The organism is Kitasatospora cystarginea (assembly GCF_039533515.1).
GTDB lineage: Bacteria > Actinomycetota > Actinomycetes > Streptomycetales > Streptomycetaceae > Kitasatospora > Kitasatospora cystarginea.
On sequence record NZ_BAAATR010000012.1, the window covers coordinates 130,657 to 149,637 of the forward strand.

17 protein-coding genes are annotated in these 18,981 nt (G+C 71.7%); 13 read left to right on the forward strand and 4 right to left on the reverse strand.

All coding sequences use genetic code 11. From position 1 onward, the window contains the following. Positions 1-145 precede the first annotated feature (145 nt). Together ABD369_RS15985 and ABD369_RS15990 are read left to right on the forward strand one after the other, a co-directional pair. Complete coding sequence (locus tag ABD369_RS15985; RefSeq protein WP_344637060.1) at positions 146-697, forward strand: PadR family transcriptional regulator; 552 nt, start codon at positions 146-148, stop codon at positions 695-697. Between the two features lie 26 nt (positions 698-723). Further along, a complete protein-coding gene (locus tag ABD369_RS15990; RefSeq protein ID WP_344637061.1) occupies positions 724-2,424 on the forward strand; it encodes an acyl-CoA dehydrogenase family protein in 1,701 nt (566 codons plus the stop codon). 88 nt (positions 2,425-2,512) lie between these two features. Here ABD369_RS15990 and ABD369_RS15995 read toward each other — a convergent pair whose 3' ends face one another. After that, complete coding sequence (locus tag ABD369_RS15995) at positions 2,513-2,959, reverse strand: DoxX family protein (RefSeq protein ID WP_344637062.1); 447 nt, start codon at positions 2,957-2,959, stop codon at positions 2,513-2,515. Between the two features lie 582 nt (positions 2,960-3,541). Between ABD369_RS15995 and hppD the strand changes: the two genes are divergently transcribed. The 7 genes from hppD (at position 3,542) to ABD369_RS16030 (ending at position 11,090) form a co-directional block, all read left to right on the forward strand. After that, entirely contained in the window at positions 3,542-4,678 is a 1,137-nt protein-coding gene (gene hppD, locus ABD369_RS16000) for a 4-hydroxyphenylpyruvate dioxygenase (RefSeq protein WP_425557634.1), read from the forward strand. A gap of 27 nt (positions 4,679-4,705) precedes the next feature. Further along, the gene (locus tag ABD369_RS16005) at positions 4,706-5,908 is read left to right on the forward strand and encodes a homogentisate 1,2-dioxygenase (protein ID WP_344637064.1); all 1,203 of its coding nucleotides are present in this window, start codon (positions 4,706-4,708) and stop codon (positions 5,906-5,908) included. Then, complete coding sequence (locus ABD369_RS16010) at positions 5,905-6,723, forward strand: hypothetical protein (RefSeq protein ID WP_344637065.1); 819 nt, start codon at positions 5,905-5,907, stop codon at positions 6,721-6,723. Before ABD369_RS16005 ends, ABD369_RS16010 begins: the two co-directional genes overlap by 4 nt. Then, a complete protein-coding gene (fahA, locus tag ABD369_RS16015) occupies positions 6,720-7,934 on the forward strand; it encodes a fumarylacetoacetase (protein ID WP_344637066.1) in 1,215 nt (404 codons plus the stop codon). The genes ABD369_RS16010 and fahA overlap by 4 nt, the downstream gene beginning before the upstream one ends. Before the next feature lie 164 nt (positions 7,935-8,098). After that, entirely contained in the window at positions 8,099-8,953 is an 855-nt protein-coding gene (locus ABD369_RS16020; RefSeq protein ID WP_344637067.1) for a polysaccharide deacetylase family protein, read from the forward strand. Positions 8,954-9,157: 204 nt separating this feature from the next. Continuing rightward, positions 9,158-10,213, forward strand: coding sequence for an enoyl-CoA hydratase/isomerase family protein (locus ABD369_RS16025; protein ID WP_344637068.1), 1,056 nt, complete (start codon positions 9,158-9,160; stop codon positions 10,211-10,213). Between the two features lie 100 nt (positions 10,214-10,313). After that, complete coding sequence (locus ABD369_RS16030) at positions 10,314-11,090, forward strand: enoyl-CoA hydratase (RefSeq protein ID WP_344637069.1); 777 nt, start codon at positions 10,314-10,316, stop codon at positions 11,088-11,090. 119 nt (positions 11,091-11,209) lie between these two features. On the opposite strand, the gene ABD369_RS16035 is transcribed toward ABD369_RS16030, so the two are convergent. After that, complete coding sequence (locus tag ABD369_RS16035; protein WP_344637070.1) at positions 11,210-13,036, reverse strand: NAD-binding protein; 1,827 nt, start codon at positions 13,034-13,036, stop codon at positions 11,210-11,212. A gap of 133 nt (positions 13,037-13,169) precedes the next feature. Continuing rightward, positions 13,170-13,475, reverse strand: coding sequence for an antibiotic biosynthesis monooxygenase family protein (locus tag ABD369_RS16040; protein WP_344637071.1), 306 nt, complete (start codon positions 13,473-13,475; stop codon positions 13,170-13,172). A 168-nt stretch (positions 13,476-13,643) separates the two neighbouring features. Here ABD369_RS16040 and ABD369_RS16045 point away from each other — a divergent pair, with 168 nt between their 5' ends. Next, on the forward strand, positions 13,644-13,901 hold the full coding sequence (locus ABD369_RS16045) for a Prokaryotic metallothionein (protein WP_344637072.1): 258 nt from the start codon (positions 13,644-13,646) through the stop codon (positions 13,899-13,901). Between the two features lie 160 nt (positions 13,902-14,061). Here the strand turns inward: ABD369_RS16045 and ABD369_RS16050 are convergent, their stop codons facing one another. After that, positions 14,062-14,928, reverse strand: coding sequence for a cytochrome P450 (locus tag ABD369_RS16050; RefSeq protein ID WP_344637073.1), 867 nt, complete (start codon positions 14,926-14,928; stop codon positions 14,062-14,064). A 126-nt stretch (positions 14,929-15,054) separates the two neighbouring features. On the opposite strand from ABD369_RS16050, the gene ABD369_RS16055 reads away from it, so the two are divergent. The 3 genes from ABD369_RS16055 to ABD369_RS16065 all read left to right on the forward strand — a co-directional run bounded on the left by ABD369_RS16055 (position 15,055) and on the right by ABD369_RS16065 (position 18,925). Beyond that, on the forward strand, positions 15,055-15,771 hold the full coding sequence (locus ABD369_RS16055; protein WP_344637074.1) for a maleylpyruvate isomerase family mycothiol-dependent enzyme: 717 nt from the start codon (positions 15,055-15,057) through the stop codon (positions 15,769-15,771). A 318-nt stretch (positions 15,772-16,089) separates the two neighbouring features. Then, positions 16,090-16,524: a nucleoside deaminase gene (locus ABD369_RS16060; protein ID WP_344637121.1), complete on the forward strand. Its 435-nt coding sequence runs from the start codon at positions 16,090-16,092 to the stop codon at positions 16,522-16,524. A gap of 472 nt (positions 16,525-16,996) precedes the next feature. Beyond that, complete coding sequence (locus ABD369_RS16065) at positions 16,997-18,925, forward strand: putative Ig domain-containing protein (protein WP_344637122.1); 1,929 nt, start codon at positions 16,997-16,999, stop codon at positions 18,923-18,925. The last annotated feature ends 56 nt before the right edge of the window (positions 18,926-18,981 follow it).

The following is an 18,981-nucleotide window of genomic DNA, read 5'->3' on the forward strand; positions in this document are numbered from 1 at the left end:
CAAGGATCGGCGCCCCCACGCGCCTCCTGACCCGCCTTTCCGAGCGAAGGTCCGAGCGGCCCGACAACGGCGTGATTCGTGAGCTGCGTCTCACCGGGGCTGGGCACCATTGCCTATGCAACTCGTTGCATAGAAGGATGCGGGCATGGCACTGGAGCACGCGATCCTCGTCTCGCTGCTGGAGCAGCCCGGCTCGGGCTATGAGCTGGCCAGGCGCTTCGACCGCTCGATCGGGCGCTTCTGGACCGCCACCCACCAGCAGATCTACCGGGTACTGCGGCGGATGGAGACGGACGGCTGGGTCGCCGTGGAGGCGGTGGCCCAGGACGCCCGGCCGGACAAGAAGGTCTACTCGGTCGCCGCTCCCGGCCGCTCGGCGCTCGGCGCCTGGCTGCGCGAGCCGGTGGAGCCGGAGACCGTCCGCCACGAGCTGGCCGTGAAGATCCGTGCGGCCGCCTTCGAGGACCCGGGGGAACTGATCCCCGAGGTCGAGCGGCACCGGGAGAGCCATGCGGCCCTGCTGGCCCGCTATCTGACCGGCGAGCAGCGGGACTTCCCCGACCCGTCCGCGCTCGACGCCCAGCAGCAGCTCCAGCACGTGGTGCTGCGCGGCGGCATCGAGTACGAGCGGATGACCCTCGCCTGGCTGGACGACGTCCTCGCCACCCTGCACCGCCTGCACCGCCACACCGACTGAACCCTCGACTCCCAGGGACTCACACCATGCTGTTCAACCCGCGCACGTACGACCCCGCGCAGTTCGACGACACCACCCGCCGCCTGCTGCGCGCGACCGTGGACTGGTTCGAGTCGCGCGGCAAGAAGGCGCTGATCGACACCTACATCGACCGCGCCTGGTACGGGGACTTCCTCGAGTTCGCCGCCAAGGAGGGGCTGTTCGCGGAGTTCCTGACGCCGTCCTCGGCGGACGGCACCAAGCGCTGGGACACTGCTCGGATCGCGGAGCTGAACGAGATCCTGGGCTTCTACGGCCTGGGCTACTGGTACACCTGGCAGGTCACCATCCTGGGCCTGGGACCGGTCTGGCAGAGCGAGAACGAGGCCGTCCGCGCGCGTGCGGCGAAGCTTCTGTCGGAGGGTCACGTGATGGCCTTCGGTCTCTCCGAGCGCACCCACGGCGCCGACATCTACTCGACCGACATGATCCTCACCCCGGACGGCGAGGGCGGCTTCACCGCGACCGGTTCCAAGTACTACATCGGCAACGGCAACGTGGCCGGCCTGGTCTCGGTCTTCGGCCGCCGCTCGGACGTGGAGGGACCCCAGGGGTACGTCTTCTTCGCCGCCGACAGCCGGCACGAGGCGTACCACCTGGTCAAGAACGTGGTGAACGCGCAGATGTACGTCAGCGAGTTCCGCCTGGAGAACTACCCGGTGCGGGCCGAGGACGTCCTGCACACCGGCAAGGCCGCCTTCGACGCCGCCCTGAACACCGTCAACGTCGGCAAGTTCAACCTGTGCACGGCCTCCATCGGCATCTGCGAGCACGCGATGTACGAGGCCGTGACCCACGCCCACAACCGCGTGCTGTACGGCCGGAAGGTCACCGAGTTCCCGCACGTGCGCCGGGAGTTGACCGACGCGTACACCCGCCTGGTGGCGATGAAGCTGTTCAGCGACCGCGCGGTGGACTACTTCCGTTCCGCCTCGGCCGAGGACCGCAGGTACCTGCTGTTCAACCCGATGACCAAGATGAAGGTCACCACCGAGGGCGAGAAGGTCATCGACCTGATGTGGGACGTCATCGCGGCCAAGGGCTTCGAGGCGGACACCTACTTCGACAAGGCCGCCCGCGACATCCGGGGCCTGCCGAAGCTCGAGGGCACCGTCCACGTCAACCTGGCCCTGATCCTCAAGTTCATGGCCAACTACCTGTTCAACCCGGCCGAGTACCCGGCGGTGCCGACCCGGCTGGACGCCGCCGACGACACCTTCCTGTTCCAGCAGGGCCCGGCCCGCGGCCTGGGCGCGATCCGCTTCCACGACTGGCGCACCGCCTACGACGCGCACGCGCACATCCCGAACGTCGCCCGCTTCCGCGAGCAGGCGGACGGCCTGTGCACGCTGCTCGCCACCCACGCGCCGGACGCCGCCCAGCAGCAGGACCTGGACTTCCTGCTGGAGATCGGCCAGCTGTTCGCACTGGTGGTCTACGGCCACCTGGTGCTGGAGCAGGCCGAGTTGACCGGGGTCGACGACGACCTGCTCGACGGCATCTTCGACTTCCTGGTCCGCGACTTCTCCGCCCACGCCACCGAGCTGCACGGCAAGAGCTCCACCACCGAGGCGCAGGCCGCCTGGGCGCTCGCCCACGTCCGCCGTCCGGTCGCGGACCCCGAGCGCGCCGAGCGGATCTGGCAGACGGTCGCCGCGCTCAGCGGCACCTACGAGATGCAGCCGTAGCCGGACGCGGTCGTAACCGCGCCCGGAGGCCCACGGCCGGTCCCCGAATCACCGCAGGCCCCGGGGACCGGCCGCGCTCGTTGCCCGCTCAGTCCACCGGCACGGCGGCTCCCGCCGGGCGCCCGGCCGGGTGCGGGCGGAGGTGGTCCACGGCGAGGCTGCCGGGGCCGGTCACGGCGATGGCCAGGAAGGCCCAGCAGAACAGCGCCGCCGGTTCACCGCCGTTCTCGATCGGCCACAACGCATGCTCCTGGTGCACGCTGAAGTAGGCGTACGCCATGGAACCCGAGCAGAGCAGCGCCGCGAGCCGGGTACCCAGCCCCAGCAGCACCAGCACCCCGCCGACCAGCTGGATCAACGCGGCCCACCAACCCGGCCACTGGCCGACCGGGACGGCCCTGCCGTGCGCACCGCCCAGCACTCCGAAAAGGCTCGCGGCGCCGTGGCAGGTGAAGAGCAGGGCGATGACGACGCGGAACAGCGCCAGGGTGTACGGCCTGGCACGGTCGGCCAGGGCGCGGGGATCGAAGGACATCGAGTTCTCCTCGGTCGGCGGCCGACCGGACGACCGGCACGGGCATCGGACGGACCCGGCAGCGGCCCACTCCGGTACCGGCGCGCATGAACGCACTGCGTGACGTACCGCTCGCCTGCAGCCAGCGGCATCGCTTGACGTGCTGCGCTCAATTCTGACGGTGCCTCACCACATCGAGCCAGGCCCGCACCCTATGAGGTTCCTCAGAATCCCGGCGACCCCGCCGGCTCCAGTCCCGGCCCCGATGACCGAGAGCACTCCCCCGCCCGCCGCCGTACCGTGGAAACGGGCCGGGGAGCCGATATCGCACGCCGGTAGCGGAGGGCAAGGCTCAGCCGATTCACTAGGCAATCTGCCCAGTGAGAACCGCGATCCCCTACTCATCTTGCACAGATTGATCAGCCGGAAATCCCACTGTTGCCCACCGGCCCGGGCGGGAGCAAGCTCTGCGCACAACCGCAGGCACCCACTCCCCCTGACCTGCGGAAGCCTCAACGTGGAGGAACACCGATGACCGCCAACGCCGTTGAACTCACTCCCGAGGAACTGGACGCAGGCCTCGACGCGGAGCAGCTGCGCCGCCTGGTGGGGCTGGTCGAGCACGACTCGGCCGGCGACCCGTTCCCGGTCATCGCGCAGGACGCGATCGTCTTCGTGGTCGGCAACGCCACCCAGACGGCCCACTACTACCAGGCCGTCTTCGGCATGGACCTGGTCGCCTACTCGGGCCCGGAGACCGGCCGCCGGGACCGCAAGTCGTTCGTGCTGCGCTCCGGCTCGTGCCGCTTCGTGATCGAGGGCGGCGTCGCCCCGGACAGCCCGCTGCTGGACCACCACCGCCGGCACGGCGACGGCGTGGTCGACCTGGCGCTGGAGGTGCCGGACGTCGACAAGTGCATCGAGCACGCCCGGGCCCAGGGCGCGAAGATCCTGGAGGAGCCGAACAACGTCTCCGACGAGCACGGCACCGTCCGGCGCGCCGCCATCGCCACCTACGGCGAGACCCGGCACACCCTGGTCGACCGCTCCCAGTACCACGGCCCCTACCTGCCGGGCTACGTCGCCGCCGAGACCAAGGTGACCCGTCCCGAGGGCGCCCCCCGCCGGCTGTTCCAGGCGCTGGACCACGCGGTCGGCAACGTCGAACTCGGCAGGATGGACGAGTGGGTCGCCTTCTACAACCGGGTCATGGGCTTCGTGAACATGGCCGAGTTCGTCGGCGACGACATCGCCACCGAGTACTCCGCCCTGATGAGCAAGGTGGTCGCCAGCGGCAACCACCGGGTGAAGTTCCCGCTGAACGAGCCCGCCATCGCCAAGAAGAAGTCGCAGATCGACGAGTACCTGGAGTTCTACGGCGGCCCCGGCTGCCAGCACCTGGCGCTCGCCACCAACGACATCCTGACCACGGTGGACGTGCTGCGCGCCAACGGCGTGGAGTTCCTCGCCACCCCCGACTCCTACTACGACGACCCGGAGCTGCGCGCCCGGATCGGCAAGGTGCGGGTCCCGGTCGAGGAGCTCAAGAAGCGCCACATCCTGGTCGACCGCGACGAGGACGGCTACCTGCTGCAGATCTTCACCAAGCCGCAGGGCGACCGGCCGACGGTGTTCTTCGAGTTCATCGAGCGGCATGGATCGTTGGGCTTCGGGAAGGGCAACTTCAAGGCGCTCTTCGAGTCCCTGGAGCGTGAGCAGGACAAGCGCGGCAACCTCTGAGCCGCGGCACCCGAGGGAGATCCGACCATGGCGCACTACCGGCAGCTGGGCAACATCCCGCGCAAGCGGCACACCCAGCACCGCACCCCCGACGGCGGGCTGTACTACGAGGAGCTGATGGGCGAGGAGGGGTTCTTCTCGGACTCCTCGCTGCTCTACCACAAGGGCATCCCCTCGGCGATGGTGGACGCCGTCCCGTGGGAGCTGCCCGACCTCGCCACCACCCCGAACCTGCCGCTCAAACCCCGGCACCTGAAGCTGCACGAACTGTTCCCGGGCGAGGAGTGGAAGAACACCGACGCCGTCACCGGGCGCCGCCTGGTCCTCGGCAACGGCGACGTGCGGATCGGGTACGTGGCCGCCGGTGCGCCGAGCGCGCTCTACCGCAACGGGCTGGGCGACGAGTGCGTCTACGTGGAGTCGGGCACGGCCACGGTGGAGACGGTCTTCGGCTCGCTGAAGGTCGGCCAGGGCGACTACGTGATCATCCCTCGGGCCACCACCCACCGCTGGGTGCCGACGGGCGACGGCCCGCTGCGGGCGTACTGCATCGAGGCCAACAGCCACATCACCCCGGCCCGGCGCTTCCTCTCCAAGTACGGCCAGCTCCTCGAGCACGCGCCGTACTGCGAGCGCGACCTGCGCGGTCCCGTCGGCCCGCTGCTGGTCGAGGGGACGGACGTGGAGGTGCTGGTCAAGCACCGCGGCCCGAACGGGGTGGGCGGCACCCGGTACGTGCTGCCGCACCACCCGTTCGACGTGGTGGGCTGGGACGGCTGCCTCTACCCGTACGCGTTCAACATCGGCGACTACGAGCCGATCACCGGGCGGATCCACCAGCCGCCGCCGGCCCACCAGGTCTTCGAGGGCAACAACTTCGTGATCTGCAACTTCGTACCGCGCAAGGTGGACTACCACCCGTTGTCCATCCCGGTGCCGTACTACCACTCCAACGTGGACAGCGACGAGGTCATGTTCTACTGCGGCGGCGACTACGAGGCCCGCAAGGGCTCGGGGATAGGGCAGGGCTCGATCTCGCTGCACCCCGGCGGGCACACCCACGGACCGCAGCCGGGCGCGTACGAGCGCAGCATCGGCGCGGAGTTCTTCGACGAACTCGCGGTGATGGTGGACACCTTCCGCCCGCTGGAGCTCGGCGAGGGCGCCACCGCGAGCGAGGACCCGGGCTACGCCTGGACCTGGTCGGGCGGACGGGGGCCGGCCCGGTGACCGCCGTTCCCGCGCTGTTCCGGGGGCTGTTCGACGACGCGGCGGTCTTCCCGCCGGGGGACATGCCGCTGCCCGAGGCGGTGCCCGCCCACCGGGCGCACCGGGCCGCGTGGTACGCCGAGGCGGTCGGCCCGTTCCTCTGCGGAGCGGGCCGGCTGGCCGAGTTGACCGCGCTGGACCTGTCCGGGGTACCGGTCGTACTGGTGCTGCCCAGCGGGGTCGCCCAGCTCGGGCCGGCCCTGGCGGCCCGCCCCTCGGAGGTGGACCTGGTGTCGGTCGAGGTGGCGGCGACCACACCCGTCCGGGAGGTGGTGGCCGCTCTCGACGGGCAACTGCCCGAGGGGGTCACGGCGGCGGTCGAGATCCCGCGCGACGGCGGCGGCCTGGCGCGGTCGCTGGACGCGCTGGCCGGGACGCCGTACCGGGCGAAGTTCCGCACCGGCGGGCTGAGCTCCGAGGCGTTCCCCACCGAGGCCGAGCTGGCGGCCTTCGTCACCGGCTGCGCCGAGCGAGGGCTGCCGTACAAGTGCACGGCGGGGCTGCACAACGCCGTCCGGCACACCGATCCGGCCACCGGCTTCGAGCACCACGGCTTCCTGAACGTGCTGCTGGCGGCCGGGGAGCCGGAGCGGGCCGGCGAGCTGCTCGCGGAACGTTCGGGCAAGGCACTCGCCTCCGCCGCCACTGATCTGACGGCTGTTCAGATCGCCCGGATCCGCGGTTCGTTCACCGCCTTCGGCACCTGCAGTATCGTCGAGCCGCTCGCGGACCTGGCCGAACTCGGCCTGCTGGAAACCCCTTTGGAGAACCGTTGACCACCACCTGGCTCGCCGTGCCGCAGGACTCGCCGTTCGGCCCGGCCAACCTGCCGTACGGCGTCTTCACGGCGCCCGACCAGCCGGGCCGGCGCCGGATCGGCGTCGCCATCGGCGAGTTCGTACTGGACCTGGGTGCCGCCGCCCGCGCCGTGGGCGAGCCGTCGGTGCTGCTGGACGCCGACTCGCTCAACCCGCTGCTGGCGGCGGGCCGTCCGGTCTGGACCCAGGTCCGTGCCGCACTGACCCGCTGGCTCGGCGACGAGTCCTACCGCTCCGCGCTAAGCCCCTGCCTGCTGGAGCGCGACGGGGTCGAACTGCACCTGCCGTTCGAGGTCGCCGACTACGTCGACTTCTACGCCTCCGAGCACCACGCGAGCAACCTCGGCCGGATCTTCCGCCCGGGTTCCGAGCCGCTCACCCCCAACTGGAAGCACCTGCCGATCGGTTACCACGGCCGTGCGGGCACGGTGGTGGTCTCCGGCACGCCGGTGGTCCGGCCGCACGGCCAGCGCAAGGCGCCCGCCGACCCGCTGCCGTCGTTCGGGCCGTCCCGGCGGCTGGACATCGAGGCCGAGGTCGGCTTCGTGGTCGGCGCCGGCACCGAACTGGGCCGGTCCGTCCCGCTGGAGGCGTTCCGCGAGCACGTCTTCGGCGTGGTGCTGGTGAACGACTGGTCCGCGCGGGACATCCAGGCCTGGGAGTACGTGCCGCTCGGCCCGTTCCTCGGCAAGTCCTTCGCCACTTCGCTCTCGCCGTGGGTGGTACCGCTCGACGCCCTGGAGCACGCCAGGGTGGCGCCGCCGGCCCGCGACGTCGAACCGCTCCCGTACCTGGACGACCGGGAGGCCGAGCCCTGGGGCCTGGACCTCGCCCTGGAGGTACGGCTGAACGGGCACCTGATCTCCCGGCCGCCGTTCGCCACGATGTACTGGACGGCGGCGCAGCAGCTCGCCCACCTGACGGTCAACGGCGCCTCGCTGCGGCCCGGCGACCTGTTCGCCTCCGGCACCGTCAGTGGCCCCGAGGTCGACAGCCGGGGCGCCCTGATCGAGCTCACCTGGAACGGCGAGAACCCGGTCAAGCTCCCGGACGGCACCACCCGCACCTTCCTGGAGGACGGTGACGAGGTCACCATCACGGCCACCGCTCCGGGCCCCGACGGCACCCGCATCGGCTTCGGCGAGGTCACCGGCCGGGTCGTCCCGTAGCACGGCGGGATCCGGGCACGGGGGACCGTGCCCGGATCCCGGTGACCGCGCCGAGGTCGCAGGTGGTCTCCGCCCTGTGGCGGTGCTGCGCCAGGTGGTTGACGGCACGGACGGCCGGGGCGGGTCGAACGGACTTCCGTGACGGGGCGCTTGATACTGCGGCGATGAACGATCGTCAGGATCACGTGCCAAGACGCCTGCTGCTGGTGGCCGGTGGAATGACCCTGCTCGCCGCCTGCGGAGCGGCCGAGGACCGCGCCGGTTCCCAGACCCCCGCTCCGGCCACGGGTGCCGCCTCGGCCGGCCCGGTGGCGAAGAGCGGTCCGAGCACCAGGGCCACGCCGGATCCCTCGGCCCCCGCCGTCCACCCGGTCGCCACGGCGAAGGAGCCCGAGCACCACGTCCACGCCGGCGACATGGCGGTGGCCCTGACCTTCGACGACGGACCGAGCCCCACCTACACCCCGCAGGTGCTCTCCATCCTGCACCAGTACAACGTCACCGCGACGTTCTTCATGATCGGCACCAATATCGAGCGGCACCCGGAGGTGCTGCGCCAGGTGCTCGCGGCCGGGCACCTGGTGGGTAACCACACCTGGTCCCATCCCGACCTCCGGGCCCTGGACCCGGCCAAGGTCCGGGAGGAGATCGAACGCACCGGCGACATCATCACCCGGGTCGGCCGAGGCGCTCCCCCGATCCTGTTCCGGGCGCCCTACGGCAACTTCACCGGCACCGCGATGGCCGTCAGCGCGTCCCTCGGGATGCACCCGGTGGCCTGGTCGGTCGACCCCAGGGACTGGTCCAGGCCGGGCGCCCAGGCCATCGTCGACGGGGTGCTCGGCGCGGTCAGGACCGAGGCGATCGTGCTCAACCACGACGGTGCGCTGCTCGATCCGGGCCAGACCGAGGTCGGCGGCCCCGCCGACCGCTCGGAGACCGTCGCCGCCCTCCGCACCTACCTCCCCCGCCTGATCGACGCCGGGTACGAGTTCACCGTCCCCGACCCGGCCCGCTGACGGCCCCGCACGGCGCCCGGCTCCGGCCGGACGGGGCGCACCGTCATGCCCGCGATGCCGGCGGGCCAGGCGACCGCGGGAAGCGGCCGCACCGGGACGCACGCCCGAGTACCGTGTCCGTGGATCTTGCACTGCACAGCCACCCCGCACAGTGATCCTGCCAACTCAGTGATCCTGCCCGGACAGCGAGGAGACGGACGAGCCATGACGACGGACGCAAGCGACCTGACCCTGCACACCGACGGCCGCGCCGCCCGAATCGTGCTCAACCGGCCGCGCGCCCTCAACGCGCTCACCCACGGGATGCTGCTGCGGATCCACGAGGCCCTGGACGCCTGGGCCGCGGACGAGGGCGTCGCCACCGTCGTGCTGACCGGCACGGGTGAGCGCGGTCTGTGCGCCGGCGCGGACATCCGCGCCCTGCACGATGACGCCAAGCTCGGCGGCGCCCGCGCCCGACGGTTCTTCCGGGACGAGTACCTGCTGAACCTCGCCATAGCCCGCTACGCCAAGCCCTATGTCGCGGTGATGGACGGCATCACCATGGGCGGCGGCGTCGGCCTCTCCGCGCACGGCGCCGTGCGGGTGGTCACCGAACGCTCCCAGGTGGCCATGCCGGAGACCAGGATCGGGCTGGTCCCGGATGTCGGCGGGAGCCACCTGCTCGCCCACGCCCCCGGCGAGCTCGGCACCCACTTCGCCCTGACCGCCGCCTCCATGGGCCCCGGCGACGCGATCCTGCTCGGCTTCGCGGACACCTTCGTCCCCGCCCGCTCACTGGCCGCCTTCACCGGCGCGCTGGCCACGGGCGACGCCGCCGAGACGGTCCGCGAGTTCGCCACCGAGGCCCCGGCCGCCGAGATCGCCGCCCAGCGGGAGTGGATCGACACCTGCTACGCGGCCGACACCGTGGAGGAGATCCTGGACCGGCTGCTCGGCTGCGGCGTGGTGGAGGCCAAGGAGGCCGCCGAGCAGATCCGGGCCAAGTCCCCGACCGCGCTCAAGGTGACGCTGGCGGCGCTGCGCCGGGCCCGTACGCACACCACGCTGGCCCAGACCCTGGAGCAGGAGTACCGGGTCTCCTGCGCCGCCCTCGACACCCATGACCTGGTCGAGGGCATCCGCGCCCAGGTGGTCGACAAGGACCGCAACCCGCGCTGGTCCCCCGCCGCGCTCTCCCAGGTCACCCCGGACGAGGTCGCCCGGTTCTTCGCGCCGCAGCCGGACGGCGGTCTGGGCCTGGCCGCCGGGCTCGGGTGACCATCGTCTCGCCTGGCGAGACTGGCGCCGGACGGCCTCGGTCCGGGATTGTTGCCTCGTCAGGGCGTACGCCGCCGAACAGCAGTGGGAGTCAGAGTCGATGACCGAGTACGAGACGATCCTGGTGGAGCGCAGGGGCCGGGTCGGGCTGATCACGCTCAACCGGCCGAAGGCGCTGAACGCGCTGAACACCCGGCTGATGACCGAGGTGGTCGCGGCCGCCAAGGACTTCGACCGCGATCCGGAGATCGGCTGTCTGGTGATCACCGGCTCGGAGAAGGCCTTCGCGGCCGGTGCCGACATCAAGGAGATGCAGGACAACCGCTTCCCCGAGGTCTACCTGGACGACTGGCTCGGCCCCTGGGACGAGCTCGGCCGGCTGCGCAAGCCGGTGGTGGCCGCCGTGGCCGGCTACGCGCTGGGCGGCGGCTGCGAGCTGGCGATGCTCTGCGACATCCTGCTCGCCGCCGACACCGCGCAGTTCGGCCAGCCGGAGATCAAGCTGGGCGTCATCCCCGGTATCGGCGGCTCGCAGCGGCTCACCAGGGCGATCGGCAAGGCCAAGGCGATGGAACTCTGCCTCACCGGGCGGATGATGGGCGCCGAGGAGGCCGAGCGGGCCGGCCTGGTCTCCCGGATCGTCCCGGCCGCCGACCTGCTCACCGAGGCGCTGGCCACCGCCGAGAAGGTCGCCGCGATGTCGGCCCCGGCGGCCGTGATGATGAAGGAGAGCGTGAACCGGGCCTTCGAGACCACCCTCGCCGAGGGTGTCCGCTTCGAGCGCCGCCTCTTCCACGCCGCCTTCGCCACCGCCGATCAGAAGGAGGGCATGGCCGCCTTCGCCGAGAAGCGCAAGCCGTCCTTCCAGAACCGGTAGTCCCGCCGCGGGCAGCGACGGGAGACCGGGCGCGGGGAACCCTGCACCGCCGTGGTGTGCGGCCGGGCGGTTCCCCGCGCCCCGGCGTCGCGTGTCCGGAAAGGACCGCCGGACAGGCCCTACGGGTTCGCCGCCTGCTCCTGGGGCGTCTCCGACGGGACCAGGGCGTTGATCCGGGCCAGGCCGGCCCGGGTGGCGGCGACCACGATGTGGTCACCGGGGAGCAGCTTCCTCGCCCGGTCTGCGAAGTTCCACTGGTAGTCCTCGGGGCGCCTGGCCAGTCGTACGGCGATCACCCGGACCCCGCCCGGGTCCTCGATGTCGTGCAGGTTCCGGCCGGCCAGCGCGTTGCCCTCCTCGGCGGCGAGCTCGGCTATCAGCAGCACATGCCGGTAGACCGAGAGGGTTCCCAGTACGTCCCGGCCCATCAGCGAGGCGGCGAAGGCCGGCGCGGAGAGGTAGGAGACCGAGCGGGAGGCCACGTTGCCCAGGGTCGCGTAGACGTGGCGGGCGAAGTCGTCGTCGAAGAGCCGGACCACGATCCGCACCTCGTGGCGGACCGCCCGGGCCTCCAGTGCCGCCTCCAGGTTGGTCGCGTCGTCGCTGGTCACCGCGACCACCGCCCGACTGAACCTGACCCGGGCGCGCCGCAGTTGGCTCTCCAACGGGCCTTCGCCGACCACCACCGGGATGCCCAGCGCCCGGGCCGCCGCGATACCCCTGGCCTGCGGATCCCGCTCGATGCCGACCACCGGCACCCCCGCCTCCCGGACCAGGGTCGCCACCCGGGTGCCGACGTTGCCGAGGCCGACCACGATGACGTGGTCCCGGGTGCCCGCGCCGGGCGCCCTCGGCAGGCCGCGCCGTCCGGTGGAGAGGGCGTCCACCACGATCGCGGTGAGCACCGGGACGAAGGTGATCCCGCAGAAGGTGATGACCACCTGGGCCGCCCGCTGCCAGAGCGCCCCCTGCTCCACCGTGCCCGGCTGGTCCGGCTGCGCGGCGCCCGCCATGTCCAGCAGGGTGAAGTAGAACGCCCAGGCCAGGCTTCCGTTGAAGTACCAGATCACCATCGCGCCGACCAGCACCGCCACCATGGCGGTGATCAGTACCAGGCGCAGCCGGGCACTGGTGAAGAACCGCAGAGTGTCCAACACCCCCCAGCGCAGCCTGGTGAACCACCCGATGGCCAGCGGCGGTTCGCTGGTGAGCGCCTGCAGTGCGGCGATCCCGCCGGCGTCCGGCCGCGCGCCGGGGCCCGCGCTCGACCCCAGTTCGATCGGGCCCTCCTCGCCGAACCTCCGGGCCAGCGCGATGAACTCGGCCGCCCGGCCGCCGGCGTCCGGCAGCAGCCGCAGCCGCTCCAGGTCCTGCCGGTCGATCCGGTCCGCCACCACGCAGATCTGGTTGGCGCGGATGTCGTCGTCGTACGCGACGTACAGGTAACGGTCGCCCACCCGCACCGAGTTGGGCCGCCCGAGCGCGCCGGCGGCGAAGGCTGGTGCCGCGGTGGCCGAACCGGAGAGCGCCGAGCCGTTGTCCAGAAGGTGCTCGATGTGTTCGCCGAGCCGCTGGTTGAACATCCGTAAGACCACCCGGATTCCGGGGTTCCGGCCCTGCGCGTTCAGCGCGGCGTGGATGTTCTCCTGGTCCGAGGCGTCCACCAGGGCGATCCCGCGGGCGGTCTCCAACTGGGCCGCGCGCAGCGCCTCACCGGTGATGGTGGCGTGCTCCAGTACGGCCGCGACGCCCGGCAGTTGCAGGATGTTCGGGCCGTGATCCCGGGTGAGGTCCGGGACCACAGCCACCACCGGGACGTCGTACTGCTCGATGAGTTCACGGATCAGCCGGTGTGCGAGCGCGTTCCCGCCGCAGACCACGTAGTGGCCCGTGAACGACTCGCCCGCCGGCTCGACCGGAGGGTTCCCCCGTACTTCTTGAGTCATCGTCGGAGTGTACTGATCCGTGCCGACATCCGGGTGAGCGGCGGATGACCGGCCGGGCTCCTCCGGGCGGGCGGCGCGCTCCTCTCCTCCCGTGTCCTCCGTGTCCCCGTACAGCACCGTCCTCCGGGCGGTCTCAGTCGGGTCCGACCGGGATGAAGTGGGAGACGGTCGGCGGGTGCCGCAGGAAGCCGAACTCGCCTTCGGCCCAGACCGGGCGGATCCGCCACATCGGCCCAGCGTAGGCGCGGACCGCCGCCTCGTCCCGCCAGCGGGTGATCACCAGGATCCGGTGGTCGGTGTCGGTCGCGGACCGCATCAGCTCGGCACCCCCGAAGCCGTCGGCCCGGTCCAGCCCCGAGAGCACCTCGGTGACGAGCTTGGCGCAGAACTCGTCGGCTCGCTCCGGCGTGACCTGCGCCTCCCAGATTCTGACGATCATGGCTGCCTCCTCGCGAGGGGTGCTCCCAATTATCCGCGCGCGGACCGGTTCGGATATCCGTTCGGCCGCGCGCCGATTGCCGGTTCCCCGGACCCGCCAGAGACTCAAAGACGCCCGGCCGGGCCCGGCCCGGGAACCGAACCAAGACAGGGAAGGGGACACTCCCCCATGGCGGTCTGCGACACGTGCAACAACGACTACTGGCTGGCCTTCGAGATCCGGACGGTCACCGGCGACAGCTACACGTTCGACAGCTTCGAGTGCGCCATGGAGAAGCTGGCGCCCCGCTGCGAGTACTGCCAGGTGCGGATCATCGGGCACGGGGTCGAGGTCTCGGGCAAGTTCTTCTGCTGCGCCAACTGCGCCCGCCGCGACGGCGGCCTGGGCGAGCAGGTCCGGGACGCGGTCGGCACCCACCCCGCCTGAGCCGCACGAGCCGGCCGCGCTGAGCGGGTCCACCGCGTTCCTCACCGGGGAGCCCGCGGCCGCGCCGTCCGGTCCTCGGCACCCGCCGCCGGGCCGGACGGGCTCGCGCCCCGGCCGCTTCGGACCCGCCCCCGGCCCGGGCCGGCCGCACCGAGCCGGGTCAGCGGGCGGGCGGGGTGAAGGTGAAGCCCAGTGACCTGACCCGGTTGTCGAAGCTGGAGGGGATCAGCTCGGGTTCGCCGACCGAGCGGAGGCCGGGCAGGCGGGTGTAGAGCTCGCGCAGCAGCACCTTCATCTCCTGGCGCGCCAGATAGGCGCCGAGACAGAAGTGCGGACCGCCGCCGCCGAATCCGAGGTGCGGGTTGGGCGAGCGGGTGACGTCGAAGGTGTCCGGATCGGTGAAGACCGCCTCGTCGCGGTTGGCCGAGCCGAAGAAGAGCACCACCTTCTCATCCCTGGCCAGCTCCGCGCCGCCGAGCCGGTGGTCGGCCGCCAGGGTGCGGCGGAACTGGATGATCGGCGTCGAGTACCGGACGATCTCCTCGACCGCGCCGCCGAGGTGGCGGTCGAGGTCGGAGAGCAGCAGTTCGCGCTGATCGGGGTGAACGGTCAGCAGGTGCAGCCCGTGGGCGAGCGCGTTGCGGGTGGTCTCGATGATCAGGCGGGGCGTGAAGGCCCGGGAGACGATCCGACGCAGGTCCGCGTGGCGGGGGTCGTCCAGGTTGACCATGGAGTCGCCGAACAGCGCGCGGACCCAGCGCGCCGGTTCAGGGGTGGTGACCCCGGGGGCGCTGACGAAGATCTCGGGCGTACGGCTGGCGGTGACCACGTCGGCGTGCCTGACCAGGGCGTGGAAACCCCGACCGGTCCGCGGGTCGGTGCAGAAAGGCGGCCGCTCCAGGGCGCGCAGCCGGGTGAAGGCGGCGGCCCGCTCCTGAGCGGGCAGACTCCAGAACTCCGGATGGGCGGGGTTGCCGCCGACGGGTGGGCGGCCGGTGTCCGAGGCATTGCCCGCCAGTGCGCTCATGCGGCAGTTTTCGTTCAGTTATCACTGAATGTCAAACTGCCTGTTTATTTGTGATTTTTGATATCGGATCACATTCCGGAGGATGGTGTGGCCCCCTCTTCGACGGGTCCGATAGCGTCTGGTCCCGTGAACCGAACCGACTACATCCACGCACTCCGCCGCGACGGCGCCCGCCTGGCCGAGGCCGCCGCCGGCAACCTCCGCTCGGCCGTCCCCAGCTGCCCGGAGTGGACGGTCGCCGATCTGGTCTGGCACACCGGCGAGGTGTACATCTTCTGGACCATGATCGCCGACGGCGAGATCGCCGGCTTCGACGACTACGTCGAGCCCGAGCGCCCGGCCGAGGACGAACTGCTCGCCTGGTTCGCCGGGACCCTCGAGCGGTGCGCGGCAGTCCTGGAGCGGCTCGACCCCGAGCTGCCCCGCTGGACCTGGTCCGACCGTCAGGACGCCGGATTCATCCAGCGCCGGATGGCCCAGGAGACCGCCGTCCACGCCTGGGACGCGCTGGCCGCCGTCGGCCGCGACGAGCCGGTCGAGCGCGAGCTGGCGGTGGACGGCGTGGCCGAGTTCCTGGCCCACTTCGGCTCCACCCCGCCGGCCGGCCTCCCCGAGGAGGGGCTGCACCTGCACGCCACGGACGGACCCGGTGAGTGGTCCGTCCGCGCGGTGGACGGCGCCTGGCAGGTGCGTGAGGAGCACGGCGAGGGCGCCGCCGCCGTCCGGGGCACCGCCTCCGACCTGCTGCTCCTGCTCTGGCAGCGCCGCACTCCCGAGCAGTTGGAGACCTTCGGTGACCCGGATGCGCTAAAGCTGTTCCTGGGCGCCTTCCGCCGGGGCTGACCCCACGGCCCGGTCGGGCGACACGGCGGTCCGCTCACCCTTCGGACTGACGGATGACCGGGTGACCTCACGGTCGTCCGCCAGCAACGGGCCGACTCGAGGGGGACCGGGATCCGTCCCGGGAGTGACGCCCCGCGATCCTGGCCGGCCGTCCGCGACTTCGCCGCGGAGCAGGATGGTGGGCCCCGAACGCCTGCCCCCGCTCCGTTTCGACGCCCGATCCGCCCCACCGGGCCGTCCGCTTGGGATACCGTCCAAGCGGACGACCCCACAACCGGCGGCGGACACGGGCGAGGTGCGGCAGTGGATCCACAGCAGATGCTGGCGGTCGCGGTCGAGGAGGCCAGGGCCGGGCTCGCCGAGGGCGGCATCCCGATCGGGGCGGCACTGTTCGGGCCGGACGGGGAGTTGCTCGGCCGCGGCCGCAACCGCCGGGTCCAGGACGGCGATCCGTCCATGCACGCCGAGACCGCGGCCTTCCGCGCGGCGGGCCGGCTGCGCGACTACGGCCGCACCACGATGGTCACCACGCTCTCGCCGTGCTGGTACTGCTCCGGCCTGGTGAGGCAGTTCGGGATCGGCCGGGTGGTGATCGGCGAGTCCCGCACCTTCACCGGCGGCCACGACTGGCTGGCCCGGCACGGCGTACGGATCACCCTCCTGGACGACCCGGACTGCGTCCGTCTGATGACCGACTTCATCGCCGCCCGTCCCGAGCTCTGGGCCGAGGACATCGGCGAGCCACCCGCCTGACCAGCGACTTCACCGACGGGCGACGGCACGTGCCGCAGGCATGCGACAACTCCGCTATGCCGCAGGGCAATTGATGGACAAGCGGCGGTAAAGGCTGCGCGCCCGGCCTTGTCCCCGACCGCAACCCGTCAGTAACGTCATGGCCGCGCCATCCTGGTGCAGCCGTGCGCGATCCGCCCGCCGGCCCGCCGGATGGTGTGTCCAACGGCTGCCCTCGGCACCGGAGTTCCAAACTCCCGTACCGCGCAGCATTCGTACAGCGCAACTCCCGTACCGCGCGAAGACGTCGGCACGCGGCCATCAGCCGCGGCCGCTCAGCACATGCCGAGCACCGTCAACACGGGCACGAGCCCCGGCTGCGACCCAGGCCGGCCGCGCCCTCGCCCCCACGGAGGGTCCACCCTTGCGCTTCCACTCCCCCACCGGTCCGCGCCTGCCGCGACCGCGCAGACTTCTCGCCGCCCTGCCGGCCATGGCGATGGCCGCCACCGGGCTGCTCGGGCTCGCCGCCCCGAGTGCGACCGCGACCACGAGCACACCGGCCTCGGCCGTCCACACCAAGCGGCTGTGCGCGGCCCCGAGCCACCCCGGCGAGATGGCCTGTCTCGCCCTGGCCCGCACCGACATCAAGTCCGTGCGGAGCCTGGCGCCGAACGCGACGCCCTCCGGCTACGGCCCGAGCGACCTCGCCTCCGCCTACAACCTCCCGTCCTCCGCGGGATCGGGTGCCACGGTCGCCATCGTCGACGCCCAGGACGACCCCAACGCCGAGTCGGACCTGGCGGCCTACCGCTCGCAGTACAACCTGCCCGCCTGCACCACCGCCAACGGCTGCTTCAAGAAGGTCGACCAGAACGGCGGCAGCAACTACCCGACCGCCGACTCCGGCTGGGCCGGCGAGATCTCGCTCGACGTCGACATGGTCAGCGCGATCTGCCCCAACTGCCACATCCTGCTGGTCGAGGCCAACAGCGCGAACATGAGCGACCTCGGCGCGGCGGTCAACGAGGCGGTCGCGCTCGGCGCGAAGTACGTCTCCAACAGCTACGGCGGCTCGGAGGACTCCACCGACCCGAGCTCCGACAGCAGCTACTTCAACCACCCCGGCGTCGCCATCACCGTCTCCTCCGGCGACTCCGGGTACGGCGTGGAGTACCCGGCGGCCTCGCAGTACGTGACCTCGGTCGGCGGCACCAGCCTCAGCCGCGCCTCCAACGCCCGCGGCTGGAGCGAGAGCGTCTGGGGCAGCAGCTCCGGCGGCGAGGGCGCGGGCTCCGGCTGCTCGGCCTACGACCCCAAGCCTTCCTGGCAGAGCGACAGCGGCTGCTCGATGCGCACCGTCGCGGACGTCTCCGCGGTCGCCGACCCGGCCACCGGCCTGGCGGTCTACCAGACCTACGGCGGCAGCGGCTGGGCGGTCTACGGCGGCACCAGCGCCTCCTCCCCGATCATCGCGAGCGTGTACGCGCTGGCCGGCACCCCCGCCGCCGGCAGCTCCCCGGCCTCGTACCCGTACTCGCACACCGGCTCGCTCAACGACGTGACCAGCGGCGCCAACGGCAGCTGCTCCCCGTCCTACCTCTGCACGGCGGGCGCCGGCTACGACGGCCCGACCGGCCTCGGCACCCCGAACGGCACCGCCGCCTTCACCTCCGGCGGCAGCACCGGTGGCAACACCGTGACGGTCGGCAACCCCGGCAACCAGACCACCGCGCAGGGCGGTTCGGTCAGCCTGCAGGTGTCGGCGCATGACTCGGCCCCCGGCCAGACCCTCGGCTACAGCGCGAGCGGGCTGCCCGCCGGACTGTCCATCGACTCCGCCACCGGCCTGATCACCGGTACCGCGAGCACGGCGGGCAGCTACAACGTGACCGTCACCGCGACCGACTCCACCAACGCCAGCGGCTCGGCGAGCTTCACCTGGACGGTCACCGGCTCCTCCGGCGGCTGCACCGGCGCCCAGCTGCTCGGCAACTCCGGCTTCGAGACCGGCAGCGCCTCGCCCTGGACCGCCACCGCCGGCGTCATCGACAACTCCGGCAGTGAGCCCGCCCACTCCGGCAGCTGGAAGGCCTGGCTGGACGGCTACGGCTCCACCCACACCGACACCCTCGCGCAGACCGTGAACATCCCGGCGGGCTGCAAGGCCACCCTCAGCTTCTGGCTGCACATCGACACCGCCGAGACCGGCAGCACCGCGTACGACAAGCTGACCGTCCAGGCCAACTCGACCACGCTGGCCAGCTACTCCAACACCAACGCGTCCGCCGGCTACGTCCAGAAGACCTTCGACCTGTCCTCGTTCGCCGGAAAGTCGGTGACCGTCAAGTTCACCGGCACCGAGGACTCCTCGCTGCAGACCAGCTTCGTCATCGACGACACCGCGCTCAACGTCTCCTGACCCGAAGCCGGTTGAGGGGCCGCGGCCAGAGGGCCGCGGCCTCTTGCGCTATGGTC

Bases quoted from the DNA above. Each gene is read 5' to 3' on its own strand.
- ABD369_RS15985 (WP_344637060.1), top strand. From the start codon at position 146: ATGGCACTGGAGCACGCGATCCTCGTCTCGCTGCTGGAGCAGCCCGGC.
- ABD369_RS15990 (WP_344637061.1), top strand. From the start codon at position 724: ATGCTGTTCAACCCGCGCACGTACGACCCCGCGCAGTTCGACGACACC.
- ABD369_RS15995 (WP_344637062.1), bottom strand. From the start codon at position 2,959: ATGTCCTTCGATCCCCGCGCCCTGGCCGACCGTGCCAGGCCGTACACC.
- ABD369_RS16005 (WP_344637064.1), top strand. From the start codon at position 4,706: ATGGCGCACTACCGGCAGCTGGGCAACATCCCGCGCAAGCGGCACACC.
- ABD369_RS16020 (WP_344637067.1), top strand. From the start codon at position 8,099: ATGAACGATCGTCAGGATCACGTGCCAAGACGCCTGCTGCTGGTGGCC.
- ABD369_RS16025 (WP_344637068.1), top strand. From the start codon at position 9,158: ATGACGACGGACGCAAGCGACCTGACCCTGCACACCGACGGCCGCGCC.
- ABD369_RS16030 (WP_344637069.1), top strand. From the start codon at position 10,314: ATGACCGAGTACGAGACGATCCTGGTGGAGCGCAGGGGCCGGGTCGGG.
- ABD369_RS16035 (WP_344637070.1), bottom strand. From the start codon at position 13,036: ATGACTCAAGAAGTACGGGGGAACCCTCCGGTCGAGCCGGCGGGCGAG.
- ABD369_RS16040 (WP_344637071.1), bottom strand. From the start codon at position 13,475: ATGATCGTCAGAATCTGGGAGGCGCAGGTCACGCCGGAGCGAGCCGAC.
- ABD369_RS16045 (WP_344637072.1), top strand. From the start codon at position 13,644: ATGGCGGTCTGCGACACGTGCAACAACGACTACTGGCTGGCCTTCGAG.
- ABD369_RS16050 (WP_344637073.1), bottom strand. From the start codon at position 14,928: ATGAGCGCACTGGCGGGCAATGCCTCGGACACCGGCCGCCCACCCGTC.
- ABD369_RS16060 (WP_344637121.1), top strand. From the start codon at position 16,090: ATGCTGGCGGTCGCGGTCGAGGAGGCCAGGGCCGGGCTCGCCGAGGGC.
- ABD369_RS16065 (WP_344637122.1), top strand. From the start codon at position 16,997: ATGGCGATGGCCGCCACCGGGCTGCTCGGGCTCGCCGCCCCGAGTGCG.